The following is a 17448-nucleotide window of genomic DNA, read 5'->3' on the forward strand; positions in this document are numbered from 1 at the left end:
CTGAGTAACCACAGGGGGCTTGCGGCCCCCTGATTCGCTTTATTAAATCAAACGTGACTCAACCGCAAAATAAGATGCGGCAAAATGAAAATAACCGGCAATTAATCGACTAAATGATATTTTGCTGACAATACGTGAGCCAAATGTTTGAACATGTTAAATACCGCGGTTGTTTTTGTTGTTGGCAAGCCATCCCCATCCAGGAAGAACTCTCCGCGAAATACCAACACCGGGCCTTTTTGCTCAACCTCTGTCGCCAGCATACCGTGCAGATAATCTTCATGCTGACGAATAATGTTATTGGCTTCCGCCAAGAGTTTATTACGTTCGATCGGCGTTGTGTTTGCGTTCATTATATCTCCTCACCACAGTGAAATTTCTCAGACTATTGTACTGCGGGTTAGCATTTGTGCGCAAACCGGCTAAGGTTTATTCGTGCATTGGGTGGTTCCGTCGCCGTTATTGGATAAATTCGGATTCCGTGCTAATTAGGTTGCGTGTCGCTTTTTATCAGGTACAGTGTGGGATTTTAGACTATTAGGTGGAAGGTTTTGTTGGCGCTATTGAGCAGAGTTTACTGCTAAAGCTTTGGGCGCGAGCAAGCATTTTACAGGGTCGCCAGATTAGCGTCGGATTGCATTATTATGGCTCCGATCAAAAAAACAGGTTGATCTCCTGTGAAACTACCGCAATATAAATAAAGAGATACAGAATGCCGCGGTATGGCAAGATAAAAACCTTCTTTTAGAAGAAATAATTTAGGTAAAAGGTAATTATGGGTAAAGCTCTCGTAATAGTTGAGTCCCCGGCAAAAGCCAAAACTATTAATAAATACTTAGGGAATGACTTTGTGGTTAAGTCCAGTGTCGGTCACATTCGTGATTTGCCGACCAGTGGCTCAGCCAGTAAAAAGAGCGCTGACTCAACTGAAGATAAAGCCAAGAAAGCCGAGAAGCCCAAAGTAAAAGTGAAGAAAGACGAAAAGGTTGCTTTAGTGAACCGTATGGGCGTCGATCCTTATCATGGCTGGAAAGCGCAGTATGAAATTTTGCCTGGCAAAGAGAAAGTGGTTGCCGAGCTGAAGGCATTAGCCGAAAACGCTGACCACATCTATCTCGCAACCGACCTTGACCGCGAAGGAGAGGCAATTGCCTGGCATTTGCGGGAGGTGATTGGTGGTGACGATAAGCGTTTTAGCCGAGTGGTGTTTAACGAAATCACGAAAAATGCTATCCAACAGGCATTTAATCAACCGGGTGAATTGAATATCAACCGGGTGAATGCCCAGCAAGCCCGCCGCTTTATGGACCGGGTTGTGGGGTATATGGTTTCTCCGCTGCTGTGGAAAAAGATTGCCCGAGGCTTGTCTGCTGGACGCGTTCAGTCAGTGGCTGTGCGTTTGGTCGTCGATCGTGAACGAGACATTAAAGCGTTTGTCCCAGAAGAATACTGGGAGTTACATGCTGACCTGCTGGCAAAAGGTGACGTTCCTATACAAATGGAAGTTACCCATGCGCACAATAAGCCGTTTAAACCGGTTAACCGTGAGCAAACTCATGCCGCGCTGAAATTGCTGGAAAATGCCCGCTATAACGTGCTGGATCGCGAAGATAAACCGACCAGCAGTAAGCCGGGTGCGCCGTTTATCACCTCTACCTTGCAGCAGGCGGCCAGTACTCGCCTGAGCTTTGGGGTGAAGAAAACCATGATGATGGCGCAGCGTTTGTATGAAGCGGGTCATATCACCTATATGCGTACCGATTCCACCAATTTAAGTCAGGATGCACTGACGATGGTGCGCGGTTATATCGGTGATAACTTTGGTGACAAATACCTGCCATCCGCGCCGAATCAATACAGTAGCAAAGAGAATTCTCAGGAAGCCCATGAAGCTATCCGTCCGTCGGATGTGAGTGTGCTGGCGGAGCAGTTAAAAGATATGGAAGCCGATGCCCAGAAGCTGTATCAGCTTATTTGGCGTCAGTTCGTCGCGTGTCAGATGACACCGGCCAAGTACGACTCCACCACGTTGACAGTGCAAGCCGGTGATTTCCAACTGCGTGCCAAAGGCCGTACTTTGCGCTTTGATGGTTGGACCAAAGTGATGCCAGCACTGCGCAAAGGCGATGAAGATCGCACCTTGCCAGTGATTGACGTTGGCACTGATCTGGATTTGCAAAAAACTGATCCCCAGCCAGCACTTTACCAAGCCGCCTGCACGTTACAGTGAAGCATCGCTGGTAAAAGAGCTGGAGAAACGCGGTATTGGCCGCCCGTCTACTTATGCATCGATCATTTCGACGATACAAGATCGTGGCTATGTCCGGGTTGAGAACCGCCGTTTCTATGCTGAAAAAATGGGTGAAATTGTAACCGACCGTCTGGAAGAGAACTTCCGCGAGTTGATGAACTACGATTTCACCGCACGTATGGAAAGTGGCCTGGATCAGGTTGCCAATAATCAGGCTGAATGGAAAACGGTACTGGATGGCTTCTTCGCTGAGTTCAGTGAGCAGCTTGAAAAAGCAGAGAAAGATCCTGAAGAGGGCGGGATGCGCCCGAATCAGATGGTCATGACCAGTATCGATTGCCCAACTTGTGGCCGTCAGATGGGGATACGCACGGCCAGTACCGGGGTGTTCCTGGGATGTTCCGGTTATGCGCTGCCCCCGAAAGAGCGCTGCAAAACCACCATCAATCTGGTGCCAGAAGCTGAGATTTTAAATATTCTGGAAGGCGATGATGCGGAAACCAACGCCTTGCGCGCCCGCCGTCGTTGCGAGAAGTGCGGTACTGCGATGGACAGTTATCTGATTGATAATCAGCGTAAATTGCATGTCTGTGGTAATAATCCGGCCTGTGATGGTTATGAAATCGAGCAGGGCGAGTTCCGAATTAAAGGGTATGAAGGCCCGATTGTTGAGTGCGAGAAATGTGGTTCTGAAATGCACCTGAAAATGGGGCGCTTTGGTAAGTACATGGGCTGTACCAACGACGAATGTAAGAATACCCGTAAAATCTTGCGCAGCGGCGAAGTTGCACCGCCGAAAGAAGACCCGGTTCCGTTGCCAGAATTGCCTTGTGATAAATCAGATGCCTATTTCGTGTTACGTGATGGGGCTGCGGGCGTGTTCCTGGCTGCTAACACCTTCCCTAAATCGCGTGAAACCCGCGCGCCAATGGTTGAGGAATTGGTTAGATTCAAAGATCGTTTGCCTGAGAAGTTACGCTACCTGGCTGATGCGCCAGTGGTAGACAATGAAGGCAATAAAACGATGGTTCGCTTTAGCCGCAAGACTAAACAGCAGTATGTTTCATCAGAGAAAGAGGGTAAGGCCACAGGATGGTCTGCATTCTATATCGATGGAAAATGGGTTGAAGCAAAAAAAGAAACGAAGAAATAAGTTTCTCTCTTCGTCGGGCGCTAACATGGCCGTTGTCGGGGATACTGCTTAACAGCACAAGTGAAAACCAGTCTTAATGGCTGGTTTTTTTATTGGGTTAATTTATTCAACTGCTTTATAGTCTTGAGTAATCTGTTGAAGTTAACAATTCTTGACCGATAGCTGCATTTATCAAAAAATGTGATCATTTTTATGTCCGTGTTCTATACAGCCGCGATTGAAATGATATAGTGATATTGGTTATATAAATAATTTTTTATCGCTTAAAGTTATTATAAGGTCAATACTGACCACCGCACATCAGGGTGTTTACGGGTTTTAGTGAGTAACTTCTCGGCATACCGGGTGATACCGATATACCAAACTGTGGTATTCCCGCAGTGTTCAACCTAGGATGGTATCGATATGAAATTGCAGCAGCTTCGCTATATTGTTGAGGTGGTAAATCATAACCTTAACGTATCATCCACCGCCGAAGGCTTATACACCTCACAGCCGGGGATCAGTAAGCAGGTTCGAATGCTGGAAGATGAGCTGGGTATCCAGATTTTTGCCCGCAGTGGTAAACATCTCACACAGGTGACCCCCGCAGGGTTGGAAATCATCCGAATTGCCCGTGAAGTCTTATCAAAAGTGGATGCTATCAAAGCTGTTGCGGGTGAACATACTTATCCGGATAAAGGCTCATTATATGTTGCGACCACACACACTCAGGCCCGTTATGCATTGCCCAATGTGATTAAAGGTTTTATTGAGCGTTACCCGCGTGTTTCGTTGCATATGCATCAAGGATCACCGACGCAAATTGCGGAGGCGGTGTCGAAAGGCAGTGCTGACTTTGCCATTGCCACTGAAGCCCTTCATCTTTATGACGATTTGATTATGTTGCCATGCTACCACTGGAACCGTGCTGTCGTTGTTAAGCCGGATCACCCATTGGCTGGCAAAAGCCATGTCAGTATTGAAGAGTTGGCGGCGTATCCGATTGTCACTTACACCTTTGGCTTTACCGGCCGTTCTGAGTTGGACACCGCCTTCAACCGGGCCGGTTTAACGCCTCGTATCGTCTTTACCGCCACCGATGCTGACGTGATTAAGACTTATGTACGTTTGGGCTTAGGGGTCGGGGTTATCGCCAGCATGGCGGTTGATCCCATCCAAGACCCTGATCTGGTGACGGTAGATGCGCGTGATATCTTTACCTACAGCACCACAAAGATTGGTTTTCGCCGCAGCACTTTCCTGCGCAGTTATATGTATGACTTTATTCTGCGTTTCGCCCCCCATCTAACCCGTGATGTGGTGGATAAAGCCGTAGCGCTGCGCTCTAATGATGATATCGAGGCGATGTTTAAAGACATTAAATTGCCGACTAAGTGATTTTGTCATCTCGTCTGGGATGTTGCCGCTGACAAGACATGAAAGCACTGGAGATACTACTCTCTAGTGCTTTTTTTTATGCTTGAAGGTTATTCAGTGTTTGTTCTGCACGCTTATCACTACCGCTCGCTTCTTCTTCAATTACAAACTCGTTTTTTTAAAGAAATTAATATATTTTTTTGTATTATTTAATTTAATTTATTTTTAATAAAAGGTTTTTGATGAGAATTTATAAGGCTCCTGTTATTACGAGGATCGCACCTCAGCAGACTCAACCTCCTGCTGTAGTAAACCGTGGTCAGTTTATTAATCATTGTGTAAAAATATCAAATAGCAAAGGAAATACACCATTTAATATTCGGGAGAAGTCGCCACAGCTAACGCAGAAATCAGAAAGCAGCGGCTTGAGGCTTCTGGATAAAAAACAGTTAGCACCTCCAGTTAAAGCCTATATATATGCACCATTCTTTAGTAAAGATACCGTGTTACATGCAATCGAGCTAAATGTTTCACGGGTACTGCAAGGTAAGGAACCCTATCCAATACTATCTGCTAATCCTGAAAAATTAATAAAAACAGGACTGAAAAATTATACTGATGAAAATAAGAAGACATTAGCCAACGGAGCCGAGTATCAACGCCGATTTAGCGAAGTGTTGAACAAAGTATCAATAGAAGACGCGTTTAAATCATCGCCACTTAAACTAAAAAGACTGGGGGAGTACTTGGCATTGAAAAATACTCCTATTATTTCTTTGGATAAAGCTAATCCTACATTACTAGAAAAAATTTACATTGTTGGACATGGGCGTGCGGGGAGTAATTTAATATATTCAGGGGAACATGGGCCTGATAGTTTTAAAAGTACAGATATGTTGGCAAATGAAATTAAAGGCTTAATTAGCCAGGTTCCTGGGCATAAAATCGATGTTCGAATGATGCAGTGTCATAGTGCTGACCGTGAAACTGTTTCAAAAATGGATAGTGCCGTGCTAAATCAAGCTGCTATGAGTCTTAATGGTATAAAGCCTTTGGCACAATATATGAGTGATAGCCTGCATAAGAACGGAATAGATACTACAACTTATGGTTATCCAGGAATGGGAGTAAGCAGGTCACATAGACACTTGCATCATGTTAGAGCGCTAAAAAGTGAATTTGTCACTCATAAAGATAAATCGCTGTTATACCGCGCCAGTGAATTCCGCCGGGCCTTTACCTCAGAAACGAAGCAAACCTCGCCTATCAAGCTGGAAAACCCCAAAACATCGGTTGCAGGTAGTTACACTGCTGCAAAGATATCGCCTGTGGATGTGGAATCTACGGATTTATAATACTCAACGCTCACGAACATAACGCTTCAACCATTTCCCCCGCTATTGATTTGCCAGTCGCGCAAATAGCCGTTTGTTGCATAAATGTTAACTTTGTTTGTGTTATATTTAATACAGACCTCATAATCTCAAGGGGATAGACCTGCTGAGATACCCACTAATTTAGAGCACCTATAACAACAATGGAGGCGCTATGTCGTTGGATCTACGCAAAATGAGTATGGCCAGATTGGTCACTCTTGATCGCGAATATCACTATTACAGCTTGCCGCAGTTGGCGAGTGAGTTGGGTAATATTGATCGATTGCCAAAATCATTGAAAGTGTTGCTGGAAAATCTACTGCGCCACCTTGATGGTGAACAGGTTCAGCTTGCTGATCTAAAAGCCATTATTGACTGGCAGCACACCGGACATGCCAATCGGGAAATCGCTTATCGGCCCGCGCGGGTATTGATGCAGGACTTCACCGGTGTACCGGCGGTGGTTGATCTGGCGGCCATGCGTGAAGCGGTACAACGCTTAGGGGGCGATGTCGCACAGGTTAATCCGCTCTCGCCGGTCGATCTGGTTATTGACCACTCTGTCACGGTTGATGAGTTCGGTGATAAAGCGGCTTTTGGTGAAAACGTCCGGCTTGAAATGGAACGTAACCACGAACGCTATACCTTCCTGCGCTGGGGGCAAAAAGCCTTCAGCCGCTTCCGGGTGGTGCCGCCGGGTACTGGGATTTGCCATCAGGTTAACCTGGAGTATTTGGGCCAGACGGTGTGGCACGAACAGCAAGAGGGTAAGGAGGTGGCGTACCCGGATACTCTGGTGGGTACCGATTCTCACACCACCATGATCAATGGCTTGGGGATACTCGGCTGGGGCGTTGGCGGGATAGAGGCTGAAGCTGCGATGCTGGGCCAGCCCATCTCAATGCTTATCCCCGATGTGGTTGGTTTCAAAATGACCGGCAAGATGCGCGAGGGGATCACCGCAACCGACTTGGTATTGACGGTGACACAAATGCTGAGAAAACACGGTGTGGTGGGTAAGTTTGTCGAGTTTTACGGTGATGGGCTGGCCGATTTACCGCTGGCTGACCGTGCCACTATTGCTAATATGTCGCCGGAGTTTGGTGCGACCTGTGGTTTCTTCCCGGTAGATGACGTGACTCTGAGCTATATGCGGTTAAGTGGCCGCAGTGATCAGCAGATTGCCTTAGTCGAAACCTATAGCAAAGCACAAGGCTTATGGCGCAATCCGGGTGATGAACCCCGGTTTACCAGCCAGTTATCCCTGGACTTGAGCACCGTAGAGGCGAGTATGGCAGGGCCGAAACGGCCACAGGACAGGGTTGCTTTGCCTAAAGTACCGCAGGCGTTCAAGGCATTTGAAGAGCTGGAAATCAACAGTAAGAAAGATAAAGTTGATCACGTCACTTTTACTGTGGATGGCAAAACGCATGAGTTACAACACGGTGCGGTGGTGATTGCGGCTATTACCTCATGTACCAATACCTCCAACCCCAGTGTGCTGATGGCCGCGGGTCTGTTAGCCAAAAAAGCGGCTGAAAAGGGGCTAAAAACCAAGCCTTGGGTGAAAACCTCGCTAGCGCCCGGCTCTAAAGTGGTGACCGAGTATCTTAATGCTGCAGGATTGACGCCTTATCTGGATAATCTGGGTTTCAACCTGGTGGGCTACGGCTGCACCACGTGCATTGGTAACTCCGGGCCATTACCCGACTCAATAGAAAAAGCCATCAAAGAAGGGGATTTAACCGTTGGCGCGGTACTTTCGGGTAACCGTAACTTTGAAGGACGCATTCATCCGCTGGTTAAAACTAACTGGCTGGCATCACCGCCGCTGGTGGTGGCTTACGCGTTGGCGGGAAATATGAATGTTGATTTGACGCGAGATGCGCTGGGCGATGATCCACAGGGTAACCCGGTCTATTTGAAAGATATCTGGCCATCGGGACTTGAGATTGCCAATGCGGTTCAAGAAGTTAAAACAGAAATGTTCCACCAAGAGTATGCCGCAGTGTTTGATGGTGATGAAGAGTGGCAGGGCATTGAGGTCGAAAGCACACCAACCTATGATTGGCAGCAAGATTCGACCTATATCCGTTTGCCGCCTTTTTTTAGTGATATGCAGGCATTACCTGAGCCGGTTGAGGATATTCATCACGCGCGCATCCTGGCTATTTTGGCCGACTCCGTGACCACCGACCATATTTCGCCGGCGGGTAATATCAAAATGGACAGTCCGGCAGGCCGTTATCTGCGTGATCGCGGAGTGGAGATTAAAGAGTTTAACTCCTATGGCTCGCGTCGCGGTAACCATGAAGTGATGATGCGTGGTACTTTCGCCAATATCCGTATCCGTAATGAAATGGTTCCCGGCATTGAGGGGGGGATGACTCGTCATATTCCTTCTCAGAATGAGATGCCTATCTATGATGCTGCAATGCGTTACCAACAGGAAGATGTGCCGTTAGCCGTTATTGCCGGCAAAGAGTATGGTTCCGGTTCCAGCCGTGACTGGGCGGCCAAAGGGCCTCGATTGTTGGGTGTCAGAGTGGTTATTGCTGAATCCTTCGAACGTATTCATCGCTCGAATCTAATCGGCATGGGTATTTTACCGCTTGAGTTCCCTCACGGCGTGGATCGTAAGACCTTGGGGCTGACCGGAGACGAATCTATTAGTGTCAGTGGCTTACAACAGTTAACACCGGGGCAGATTGTTCCGGTAACCGTAACTTACGCCGATGGTCGCCAGCAAACGGTCAATACTCATTGCCGTATTGATACCGGTAATGAATTGGTCTACTTCGAAAATGGCGGCATTTTGCACTATGTGATCCGCAAGATGCTGTAGCAACCGAAACTCTCGTTTTCGTGACGGTGTCACTTCTGTAGTAAACCAATAAAGGGGGGTAAGAAGCCACCTTTTATTGGTTTCTGCTGCCACCTATTGATTATTCTGAGAGCAAATGGCCCATTTTTGCCGCTTTGGTTGCCATATACTGCGCATTCTTGGGGTTTTGCCCGACAATCAATGGCACGCGCTCTACAATATTGATCCCAGCGTCAGAGAGGATCTCCACTTTGTTGGGGTTATTGGTTAGCAGACGCACGGCTTTAACACCTAACAATTTATAGATATCAGAGCACAGTGTGAAATCACGCTCATCGGCAGCAAAACCGAGCTGATTATTCGCTTCAACGGTGTCAGCCCCCAGATCTTGCAACGCGTAGGCGCGGATTTTATTCAACAACCCAATGTTTCTGCCTTCCTGACGATGATAGATCAATACGCCACGGCCTTCTTCCGCAATGTGTGCGAGTGCGGCTTCTAACTGAAAACCACAGTCACAACGCAGGCTAAACAATGCATCCCCGGTTAGGCATTCAGAATGAACCCGGGAAAGCACCGGTTTATCACCGCTAATATCACCAAATATCAAGGCCAAATGGTCATGCCCGGTAGCCAGTTCTTCAAAACCGACCATCAGGAAATCCCCCCACGGGGTAGGTAATTTGGCCTCTGCTACACGTTTTAGCTGCATCTTACTGTTCATATTATGACTTCAGACTCTTAAAGTATGTTGTCGAGCATCCTACTGTCGGATTCCCGCTTTAACCAGATGTATGGCCTCTTACTTGATACCGCTGGGGGCTTGCTAACGGCCCACAGTGCCAAATCCTTTGGCTCAATAAGGTTAAATAAAAAATTATCTACACTCATTATTAGCTATATTGCCATAACTTTTAACGCACTGCTGTTCAACAAAGCATCAATAGCGAAAGAGAAAACCGCCAGTAGCTTAATATTGGCGATACAAGAAAAATTTATCTGTGTTATCAAACGGCTAGTATGGCTTATATTATTTAGTTATTGCTTTGAATTAAAAGAAAGAAAAGGATGCCAAATGTGGAACATAGCGCAGCGAATTGCAGTCGGAACACTTATCTTGCTATTACCGACGTTGGTGATTTGGCTTTCAGGCTGGCAATGGCAGCCTGGAGGCGCAAATTTCTGGCTCAAAGGATTGTTTTGGGCCACAGAAACGGTGACTGCGCCTTGGGGGATTCTCACCAGCATAGTGCTCAGTAGTTGGTTTCTGTGGTGTCTGCGCTTTCGTATCAAAGCGGCTATTGGGCTGTTCATCATATTGGGTGTGGTGATTGGTGTCGGCCAGGGTGTGAAATCACTGATTAAAGAACAGGTACAGGAACCGCGACCTTTTGTGGTGTGGCTTGAAGCCGAACATCATATTGATAATCGCTTTTTCTATTCATTATCGCGCGCAGAACGTAGTGCGTTAGTCAAACAGCAGTTGCAGGGCGAAACTCTGGTCCCTGCCTGGTTGAGCCGCCACTGGCAGTTTGAAACCGGTTTTGCATTCCCTTCGGGTCATACCGTGTTTGCGGCCAGTTGGGCATTATTGGCGGTTGGATTACTGTGGCCGCGTCGCCATTATAAAACCATCGTGTTACTGATGTTATGGGCGCAAAGTGTCATGATAAGCCGGTTGGTCTTAGGCATGCACTGGCCACGTGATCTGATTGCTGCCACATTGATTAGCGGTTTACTGGTCACGGTGGTGTGCTGGTTAGTGCAGCATTGGTTTGGCCCGCTCAATATTCCACCTCAGGAGCGGCAAGAGATTAAAAAACGCGAGTCTGAATAAATGGCACAATGAAGCCTGATGCTCAGAACCGCCGCTTAAAATAATATCAATTAGGCGGGGTTAGGTGCTTTATTGGCGGGCAGGGTTTCTTTGCAGGGCAAGGAAGTGCTAATTTATTAAGTATGGACGCCATATTTTTGGCATAATTCATCAGGTTGATTCGGCCTTTGGGAAAAAACGTGAAATATTTGCTGATTTTTTTGTTTAGTGCTGGTGATTTTCGTGATTTCAGTCACTTTAGGGGCGAATAACGATCAGGTCGTGACCTTTAATTATTTATTGGCTCAGGGTGAATATCGGGTATCAACGTTATTGGCAACGCTTTTTGCGGCTGGTTTGGTTCTGGGGTGGGTCATTTGTGGGCTTTTTTATCTGCGGGTGCGAATTTCTCTCGGCCGGGCAGAGCGGAAAATTAAACGTCTTGAATCTCAGCTTGAACAGCCTGTTGAACCCAACACTACGGTGTCCGCACCGGCTGTCGGCAAGGAATAATTTTCTATGTTAGAAATGCTGTTTCTGCTGTTGCCCGTTGCCGCCGCTTACGGTTGGTACATGGGGCGTAGAAGCGCCCAGCAGGATAAACAGCAGGATGCTAACCGTCTGTCTCGTGAATACGTGGCTGGGGTTAATTTCCTCTTATCTAATCAGCAGGATAAAGCGGTTGATCTGTTTCTTGAAATGTTGAAAGAGGACAGTTCGACGGTTGAAGCCCATCTGACGTTAGGCAATCTGTTCCGCTCTCGTGGTGAAGTTGACCGCGCTATCCGCATCCATCAAGCCCTAATGGAAAGTGCCTCCTTAACTTTTGAACAACGTCTGCTGGCGATTCAGCAACTCGGCCGCGATTATATGGCTGCCGGTTTGTACGACCGGGCGGAAGATATGTTCAATCAATTGGTTGAGGAGCAGGATTTCCGCCTCGGGGCATTGCAACAACTGTTGGTCATCCATCAGGCCACCAGCGACTGGAATAACGCCATTGAGGTGGCAGAAAAACTGGTCAAAATGGGCAAAGAGAATCAGCGTTTAGAGATCGCCCATTTCTATTGCGAACTGGCGTTGCAGGCGATGGGCAGTGATGATCTTGATAAGGCCACGGGGCTGTTGAAAAAAGCCGCCTCTGCCGACAAACAATGCGCTCGGGTGTCCATTATGCAAGGTCGCGTCCATATTGCCAGGGGCGAGTATGCGAAAGGTGTCGCGGCGTTGGAGCGGGTGCTGGAACAAGACAAAGAAGTGGTCAGTGAAGCGTTACCGATGCTCAGTGATTGTTATCAACACTTACAGCAACCCGAAGCCTGGGCCAGTTTCCTCAAACGCTGCGTCGAAGATAATACCGGTGCGACCGCAGAGCTGATGTTGGCGGAAATTCTGGAGCAGCAGGAGGGGCGTGATGTGGCCCAAACCTATATCAACCGCCAGTTGCAACGTCATCCAACTATGCGTGTTTTTTATCGTTTGATGGATTATCACTTAGCCGATGCCGAAGAAGGGCGTGCGAAAGAGAGCTTGCTGTTACTGCGTGATATGGTGGGCGAGCAAATCCGTACCAAGCCGCGTTACCGCTGCCATAAATGTGGTTTTACGGCTCATTCGCTTTACTGGCACTGTCCTTCCTGCCGGGCCTGGGCATCAGTCAAACCTATTCGTGGGTTGGACGGGCAATAAAAAACGGGTGACGCGTGCCACCCGATTATCAGAGCTGATGATGCGAGGGATTCAAACCTTACTTTTTCTTCTGTGACGTTCTCACGCCAACTTTCAATAACTGCCGCAATTTCTTCAATTCTTTTTGACTTAACGGCTGCTCTGAAATCTCTTCAACGCCTTGGTTATCAATGTCGTTATGATGCAATTTGGTCTCTTTACGGCTACTTTTGCTACTTTTAACCTCATCTTCAAGGCTTTTTTCTAATCTTTCGCACACTTCTGCACTAAGAGAAAGCTGCTTCTCCAACGCAATTGCTTTAATTTTCTCTTTTAATTCCAGAGGGATTTTAATGGTTAAGGTAGAAATTTCGCTCATCATATAACCTTTAACGTAGGGGAAGATACCAAGCTAAGCGAGTCAGTGGAAACTGTCCAGGGGATAACACAATTGTCACGAAAAATTCACATTGAAACGTAAAAAAGAGCGCAGAGGCGCTCTTGAGGGGGGACACAGACTTAACCCGAGGGAGGGTAAGACTTAACGGTAAATTGTTGCTGTGCCGTGCAGTTTATTATTGCCACTAGCGGAGGTTATCTGGAATGATTTTGCCTGGGCTGCATCTGCTTTTTGGGCTAACAGACTTTCAAGTTCGGTTAGTGTTCCAGCATTACTGGCTGAAATGGTGCCAATTTTATTCAACTCTACTGATGATTGCTGCTGCACTTGAGTCGCAGCGAAGCTACCAAATGAGGCTAAGGAAAGTACCAGTGCAGGGGCGATAGATTTAATGATTTTCATGGTGAACTCCATCCGTATTTATTATTTGACCTACTGTGTAGACAATCAATGTCTGCGATGGAGTGTATAATACCGTATCATTGTTTAATGAAAATCACAAAAGCCTGATGATATTAGTCAAATAATTTGATTGATAATTTACCCTTCTTGAAACTACTTTACTTTACGCAGTCTATGGCATGTTTTGTTCCGTTGACGCAAGTTGACGGCAACAGCTAAAGCCTGACAAAGGGATAACACACTCAGACTTGCCGATGCTGTAATTTCGCGGTTACTCCCTGTAGAATAATGCGAGCGTTATTCTTCTTGATTTAAACACCACGTATTAACTGAAAACACGTATTGACGGGAAAAGGCTTAAAAATGACGTCTGAAAGTAAAACGAATAACAGTGGCTTATGCTCTTCTCCGATTGTTGTCGCACTGGATTATGCCAATAAAGACGCCGCGTTAGCCTTTGCTGATCGTGTTAATCCGCGGGATTGTCGCTTAAAAGTCGGCAAAGAGATGTTTACTTTATACGGCCCACAGCTTGTTCGTGACCTGCATCAACGTGGTTTCGACGTGTTTCTTGACCTGAAATTCCATGATATTCCTAATACGACCGCGCGTGCTGTTGCCGCCGCGGCAGAGCTGGGTGTGTGGATGGTTAACGTCCATGCTGCGGGTGGTGCGCGCATGATGACAGCGGCGAAAGAGGTTTTATTGCCTTATGGTCAACACGCGCCATTACTGATTGCCGTCACGGTGCTGACCAGCATGGATGGCGAGGATTTACGTGATATCGGCATTAATATCAGCCCGGCAGAACAGGCAGAACGGCTGGCAAAATTGACCTGGGATTGCGGGTTGGATGGCGTGGTCTGTTCTGCTCATGAAGCGGTGCGCCTAAAGCAGGTTTGCGGCAGCGATTTTAAGCTGGTGACACCGGGTATCCGCCCAGAAGGCAGTGATGCGGGCGATCAGCGCCGTATTATGACGCCAGAACAAGCTGTAGCGGCGGGGGTGGATTATATGGTGATTGGGCGTCCGATCACCCAATCTGCTGATCCGGAAAAAACACTGGCGGAGATTCTGGCCTCTCTGGGGAACGTGCATAATGAGTAACGATAATAGCCGTTTGGTTTATTCAACGGATACTGGTCGCATCAGCGAGCCAGACATAAAGCCCGCGCGACCTAAAGGTGATGGCATCGTGCGTATTCAGCGTCAGACCAGTGGCCGCAAAGGAAAGGGCGTGTGCTTAATTACAGGGATTGATGGCAGTGATGAAATGCTAGAAAAACTCGCAGCAGAATTAAAGAAGAAGTGCGGTTGCGGTGGTTCAATCAAAGACGGCATCATTGAGATTCAAGGGGATAAACGCGACCTTCTTAAGCAATTGCTCGAAGCCAAAGGGATGAAAGTCAAACTGGCGGGGGGGTGAAAGAAATTATAACACTTTGCTTTATTGAGTGGAGTTTGACGGGGTGACTGCCCCGATGGGCGCTCCGGCAGCTTACGCTGCTACGACCCATTCGTCACATTTCCCCGTCAGTCAACTTTGTTATCGCTAATGTTTCAAGAATAAAAACAAAATATCCAAAGTCATTGAGACTGTAGCTAGGCGGCAAACGAATAAATCCCGATGAGCTGACTGATGTCAGTGATTCGGGTGCATGAGAGCCGCCAACAACGCTACAGTTTCAAGAACGAAGGATAAGTTTATTTACTGACCTGATGGCCAATAACCCCACCAATAGCCGCGCCGCCTAATGTTCCTAGCGTACTCCCCGTCAATACTGCGCCGCCAACCGCACCGGCACCCGCACCTATTGCGGTGTTACGGTCACGTTTGGACATATTGGAGCAAGCCGTCAGTGACAAGGCCAGCGTGAGCGCCAATGCAGCAGTAGCAAATCGTTTATTGATTATCATCATAATTAATTCTCCTGACGTTAGCTCGGCACGGATAGATCAGGCCACACAAGTTTTAGGCCCATTTACCCTGATATATCCGTGCCAAATTAAAACTACCCTATAAGTATAGGTGCTGCTTTAATTCTAGCTGCCGTCTGTTTTTGTTAATGTTTGGCATAAAAAATGCCGTTTTGCGTTAAATCCAGAGTTAATGCCGGAAAAGTATTTTGTATCTTATGCAACGCAGTATAAGTATCCGCAGATCATTTAATAGGTAAATAGTCCTAATTTGGCGAGTTCACGCTAGTTATTAGGAATAATCGCAGGTTAGCGGCATCAGCACGCTCTGGCTGCTGCCGCAAAAGATATGATTTCCTGCTGCTCGCCTTACTCAATCTGCACTTTCCAGCAGGACTGTACGCAGTTTATAGCCAATTGCCCCATACCTGTTCTTGCCTGTGCCGCTGAAAATGGACGTCATTCAGCTATTCAGGATACAACCATGCTCAACGAACTGAAGCAGCAAGTCCTTGCCGCCAATCTTGCCTTACCACGCCATAATTTGGTGACATTCACTTGGGGAAATGTCAGTGCAGTTGACCGACAACATGGCCTGTTAGTTATCAAACCGTCAGGTGTGGAATACGATGTTATGACGGTGGATGACATGGTCGTGGTGGAGTTAGCCAGCGGCAAGGTGGTGGAAGGGCGCAAGAAACCCTCGTCAGATACCGATACGCATCGTGTGTTGTACCTCAATTTTCCTCAAATTGGCGGTATCGTTCACACACATTCTCGTCATGCCACTATCTGGGCGCAGGCTGGGTTGGACTTGCCCGCATGGGGCACCACGCATGCGGATTACTTCTATGGCGCGATCCCCTGCACCCGCCTGATGACACACGAGGAGATTGCCGGGCGTTATGAATGGGAAACCGGTAATGTGATCGTCGAAACCTTCCATCAGCGGGGCATAACACCGCAAGCTGTGCCAGCGGTGTTGGTTAACTCGCATGGGCCATTTGCCTGGGGAAGCAGTGCGGATAATGCCGTTCATAACGCGGTGGTACTGGAGGAGTTGGCATACATGGGCATCTTCTCACGGCAGTTGAACCCGCAATTGAGTGATATGCAGCCGTGCTTGCTGGACAAACATTATTTACGTAAACACGGTAAGGATGCGTACTACGGCCAGTAGTTAACCCGTGCCAGCCCGTGTTCAATCTTGCACGGGTTTCTCCAGCCACAACACAGAATCAGTGATATCGAGCATTTTGGCCTCAACTTGTGCAATCGCATCATTGATACCTTGATTATAATAATGTGCGCCCAACTCACGGCTGATAAATTGCAGTAGAAATTCTGCGTCAAAATCTTCCAGCTCAATATTGTGCTCTTGCTCCAGATACTCCTGAATTTTACGTGCCATGCGTTGTGTCTGTTCACGCGAGAAGGTGATGTCTGCCACTGTTGTTACTCCGTTATGCGTCTTATTCGCTCAGGATATCGAGCCGTATGCCTTGCGCGATAAGTTGCTGTTGATAATCTTGCGCTAATCGGTGGTCAGTAATCACCCGGCTGATGGCGGAGAGCGGGGTGAGTGAGTTCTGGTGTACCTGACCAAATTTAGAGGCATCAGCCAGAATAATATTTTCAGCGCCTTTAGCCAACACGCTATTAATGACATCTGCGCGCAACATATCACGGCCGGTAAAGCCGGTATCAGCCTGATAGCCATCAATGCCGATGAACGCTTTGCTGAAATGGACGTGGCGCAAGCAGAGCTGCGTCAGCGGGCCAACTATACTGTCGCTTTTCTTCTGATAAATCCCCCCCAGCAAAATGACTTCGCAGGCCGAATCTTTCAACTGGCGGGCGATGTAGCCACTCACCGTAACCAGCGTGATACCGGGCCGCTGTGCCAGGTGATGGGCCAGCAGAGCGTTACTGCTGCCACTTTCAATAAACACGGTTTCACCGTCGTTGACCAACGAGGCGGCATAATTGGCCAGTTTTTGCTTCGTGGCAAAATGCGTCATCATGCGAATATCAACATCATCGCTTTCAAGGGCGAGCGCAGAGCCGTGTATTCGCGTAAGCAGGCCCTGTTTCTCAAGTAAATTGAGATCCTGGCGGATGGTGACCTCTGAAACGCCAGTCGTCTGCGCCAGTTCGCTGACGCTGACACGTTGCCGGTCATTGACGAGCTGTAAAATGGTTTGTTGTCTTAGATTCATGTCATTCCCTGTATGGGTAAGCGCAGTACGATTAATAATACGCTAAGTTTGACAGATAACATC

At 47.6% G+C, this 17448-nt stretch carries 15 protein-coding genes and 3 pseudogenes; 11 read left to right on the forward strand and 7 right to left on the reverse strand.

Annotated features, from left to right (window positions below; all coding sequences use genetic code 11):
* Positions 1–101 precede the first annotated feature (101 nt).
* Positions 102–353 (reverse strand): YciN family protein, encoded by a 252-nt coding sequence (locus tag YALDO0001_RS01065; RefSeq protein ID WP_042839199.1) that lies wholly within the window; start codon positions 351–353, stop codon positions 102–104.
* Here YALDO0001_RS01065 and YALDO0001_RS22495 point away from each other — a divergent pair.
* The 5 genes and pseudogenes from YALDO0001_RS22495 to acnA form a co-directional block, all read left to right on the forward strand.
* Positions 338–538 (forward strand): annotated as a pseudogene (locus YALDO0001_RS22495) (hypothetical protein); the annotation flags it as partial. The gene YALDO0001_RS01065 and the pseudogene YALDO0001_RS22495 overlap by 16 nt on opposite strands.
* A 237-nt stretch (positions 539–775) precedes the next feature.
* A pseudogene (topA, locus tag YALDO0001_RS01070) lies at positions 776–3404 on the forward strand (type I DNA topoisomerase).
* Positions 3405–3809: 405 nt separating this feature from the next.
* Positions 3810–4784 carry an HTH-type transcriptional regulator CysB gene (cysB, locus tag YALDO0001_RS01075; RefSeq protein WP_004699221.1) on the forward strand — a complete coding sequence of 325 codons (975 nt, stop codon included), beginning with the start codon at positions 3810–3812 and terminating at the stop codon, positions 4782–4784.
* 221 nt (positions 4785–5005) lie between these two features.
* Positions 5006–6118 (forward strand): hypothetical protein, encoded by a 1113-nt coding sequence (locus tag YALDO0001_RS01080; RefSeq protein ID WP_004699224.1) that lies wholly within the window; start codon positions 5006–5008, stop codon positions 6116–6118.
* Positions 6119–6311: 193 nt separating this feature from the next.
* Positions 6312–8984, forward strand: a complete 2673-nt coding sequence (gene acnA / locus YALDO0001_RS01085) for an aconitate hydratase AcnA (protein WP_004699226.1) — start codon at positions 6312–6314, stop codon at positions 8982–8984.
* A 100-nt stretch (positions 8985–9084) separates the two neighbouring features.
* Here the strand turns inward: acnA and ribA are convergent, their stop codons facing one another.
* Complete coding sequence (gene ribA / locus YALDO0001_RS01090) at positions 9085–9675, reverse strand: GTP cyclohydrolase II (protein ID WP_042548459.1); 591 nt, start codon at positions 9673–9675, stop codon at positions 9085–9087.
* A 363-nt stretch (positions 9676–10038) separates the two neighbouring features.
* On the opposite strand from ribA, the gene pgpB reads away from it, so the two are divergent.
* From pgpB to lapB, 3 genes and pseudogenes are all read left to right on the forward strand, one after another.
* Entirely contained in the window at positions 10039–10800 is a 762-nt protein-coding gene (gene pgpB / locus YALDO0001_RS01095) for a phosphatidylglycerophosphatase B (RefSeq protein ID WP_042839223.1), read from the forward strand.
* Between the two features lie 179 nt (positions 10801–10979).
* Positions 10980–11292 (forward strand): annotated as a pseudogene (locus tag YALDO0001_RS01100) (LapA family protein).
* Positions 11293–11298: 6 nt separating this feature from the next.
* Positions 11299–12468, forward strand: coding sequence for a lipopolysaccharide assembly protein LapB (lapB, locus tag YALDO0001_RS01105; protein WP_004699231.1), 1170 nt, complete (start codon positions 11299–11301; stop codon positions 12466–12468).
* Between the two features lie 58 nt (positions 12469–12526).
* On the opposite strand, the gene YALDO0001_RS01110 is transcribed toward lapB, so the two are convergent.
* Both YALDO0001_RS01110 and bhsA read right to left on the reverse strand, forming a co-directional pair.
* Complete coding sequence (locus YALDO0001_RS01110) at positions 12527–12826, reverse strand: hypothetical protein (RefSeq protein WP_042839200.1); 300 nt, start codon at positions 12824–12826, stop codon at positions 12527–12529.
* A gap of 162 nt (positions 12827–12988) precedes the next feature.
* Positions 12989–13249: a multiple stress resistance protein BhsA gene (gene bhsA, locus YALDO0001_RS01115; protein WP_042839201.1), complete on the reverse strand. Its 261-nt coding sequence runs from the start codon at positions 13247–13249 to the stop codon at positions 12989–12991.
* Between the two features lie 363 nt (positions 13250–13612).
* Between bhsA and pyrF the strand changes: the two genes are divergently transcribed.
* Together pyrF and yciH are read left to right on the forward strand one after the other, a co-directional pair.
* The gene (gene pyrF / locus YALDO0001_RS01120; protein WP_004699239.1) at positions 13613–14356 is read left to right on the forward strand and encodes an orotidine-5'-phosphate decarboxylase; all 744 of its coding nucleotides are present in this window, start codon (positions 13613–13615) and stop codon (positions 14354–14356) included.
* Complete coding sequence (gene yciH / locus YALDO0001_RS01125; RefSeq protein ID WP_042545930.1) at positions 14349–14675, forward strand: stress response translation initiation inhibitor YciH; 327 nt, start codon at positions 14349–14351, stop codon at positions 14673–14675. Before pyrF ends, yciH begins: the two co-directional genes overlap by 8 nt.
* Before the next feature lie 278 nt (positions 14676–14953).
* Here the strand turns inward: yciH and osmB are convergent, their stop codons facing one another.
* Positions 14954–15169: an osmotically-inducible lipoprotein OsmB gene (gene osmB, locus YALDO0001_RS01130; protein ID WP_004699242.1), complete on the reverse strand. Its 216-nt coding sequence runs from the start codon at positions 15167–15169 to the stop codon at positions 14954–14956.
* Positions 15170–15650: 481 nt separating this feature from the next.
* Between osmB and araD the strand changes: the two genes are divergently transcribed.
* Complete coding sequence (gene araD, locus YALDO0001_RS01135; RefSeq protein WP_004699243.1) at positions 15651–16346, forward strand: L-ribulose-5-phosphate 4-epimerase; 696 nt, start codon at positions 15651–15653, stop codon at positions 16344–16346.
* Positions 16347–16367: 21 nt separating this feature from the next.
* Here the strand turns inward: araD and YALDO0001_RS01140 are convergent, their stop codons facing one another.
* Together YALDO0001_RS01140 and YALDO0001_RS01145 are read right to left on the reverse strand one after the other, a co-directional pair.
* The gene (locus YALDO0001_RS01140; protein WP_004699244.1) at positions 16368–16616 is read right to left on the reverse strand and encodes a DUF2164 domain-containing protein; all 249 of its coding nucleotides are present in this window, start codon (positions 16614–16616) and stop codon (positions 16368–16370) included.
* Between the two features lie 22 nt (positions 16617–16638).
* Positions 16639–17385: a DeoR/GlpR family DNA-binding transcription regulator gene (locus YALDO0001_RS01145; protein WP_004699245.1), complete on the reverse strand. Its 747-nt coding sequence runs from the start codon at positions 17383–17385 to the stop codon at positions 16639–16641.
* Positions 17386–17448: the final 63 nt, after the last annotated feature.

This window comes from Yersinia aldovae ATCC 35236, assembly GCF_000173735.1.
Lineage (GTDB): Bacteria > Pseudomonadota > Gammaproteobacteria > Enterobacterales > Enterobacteriaceae > Yersinia > Yersinia aldovae.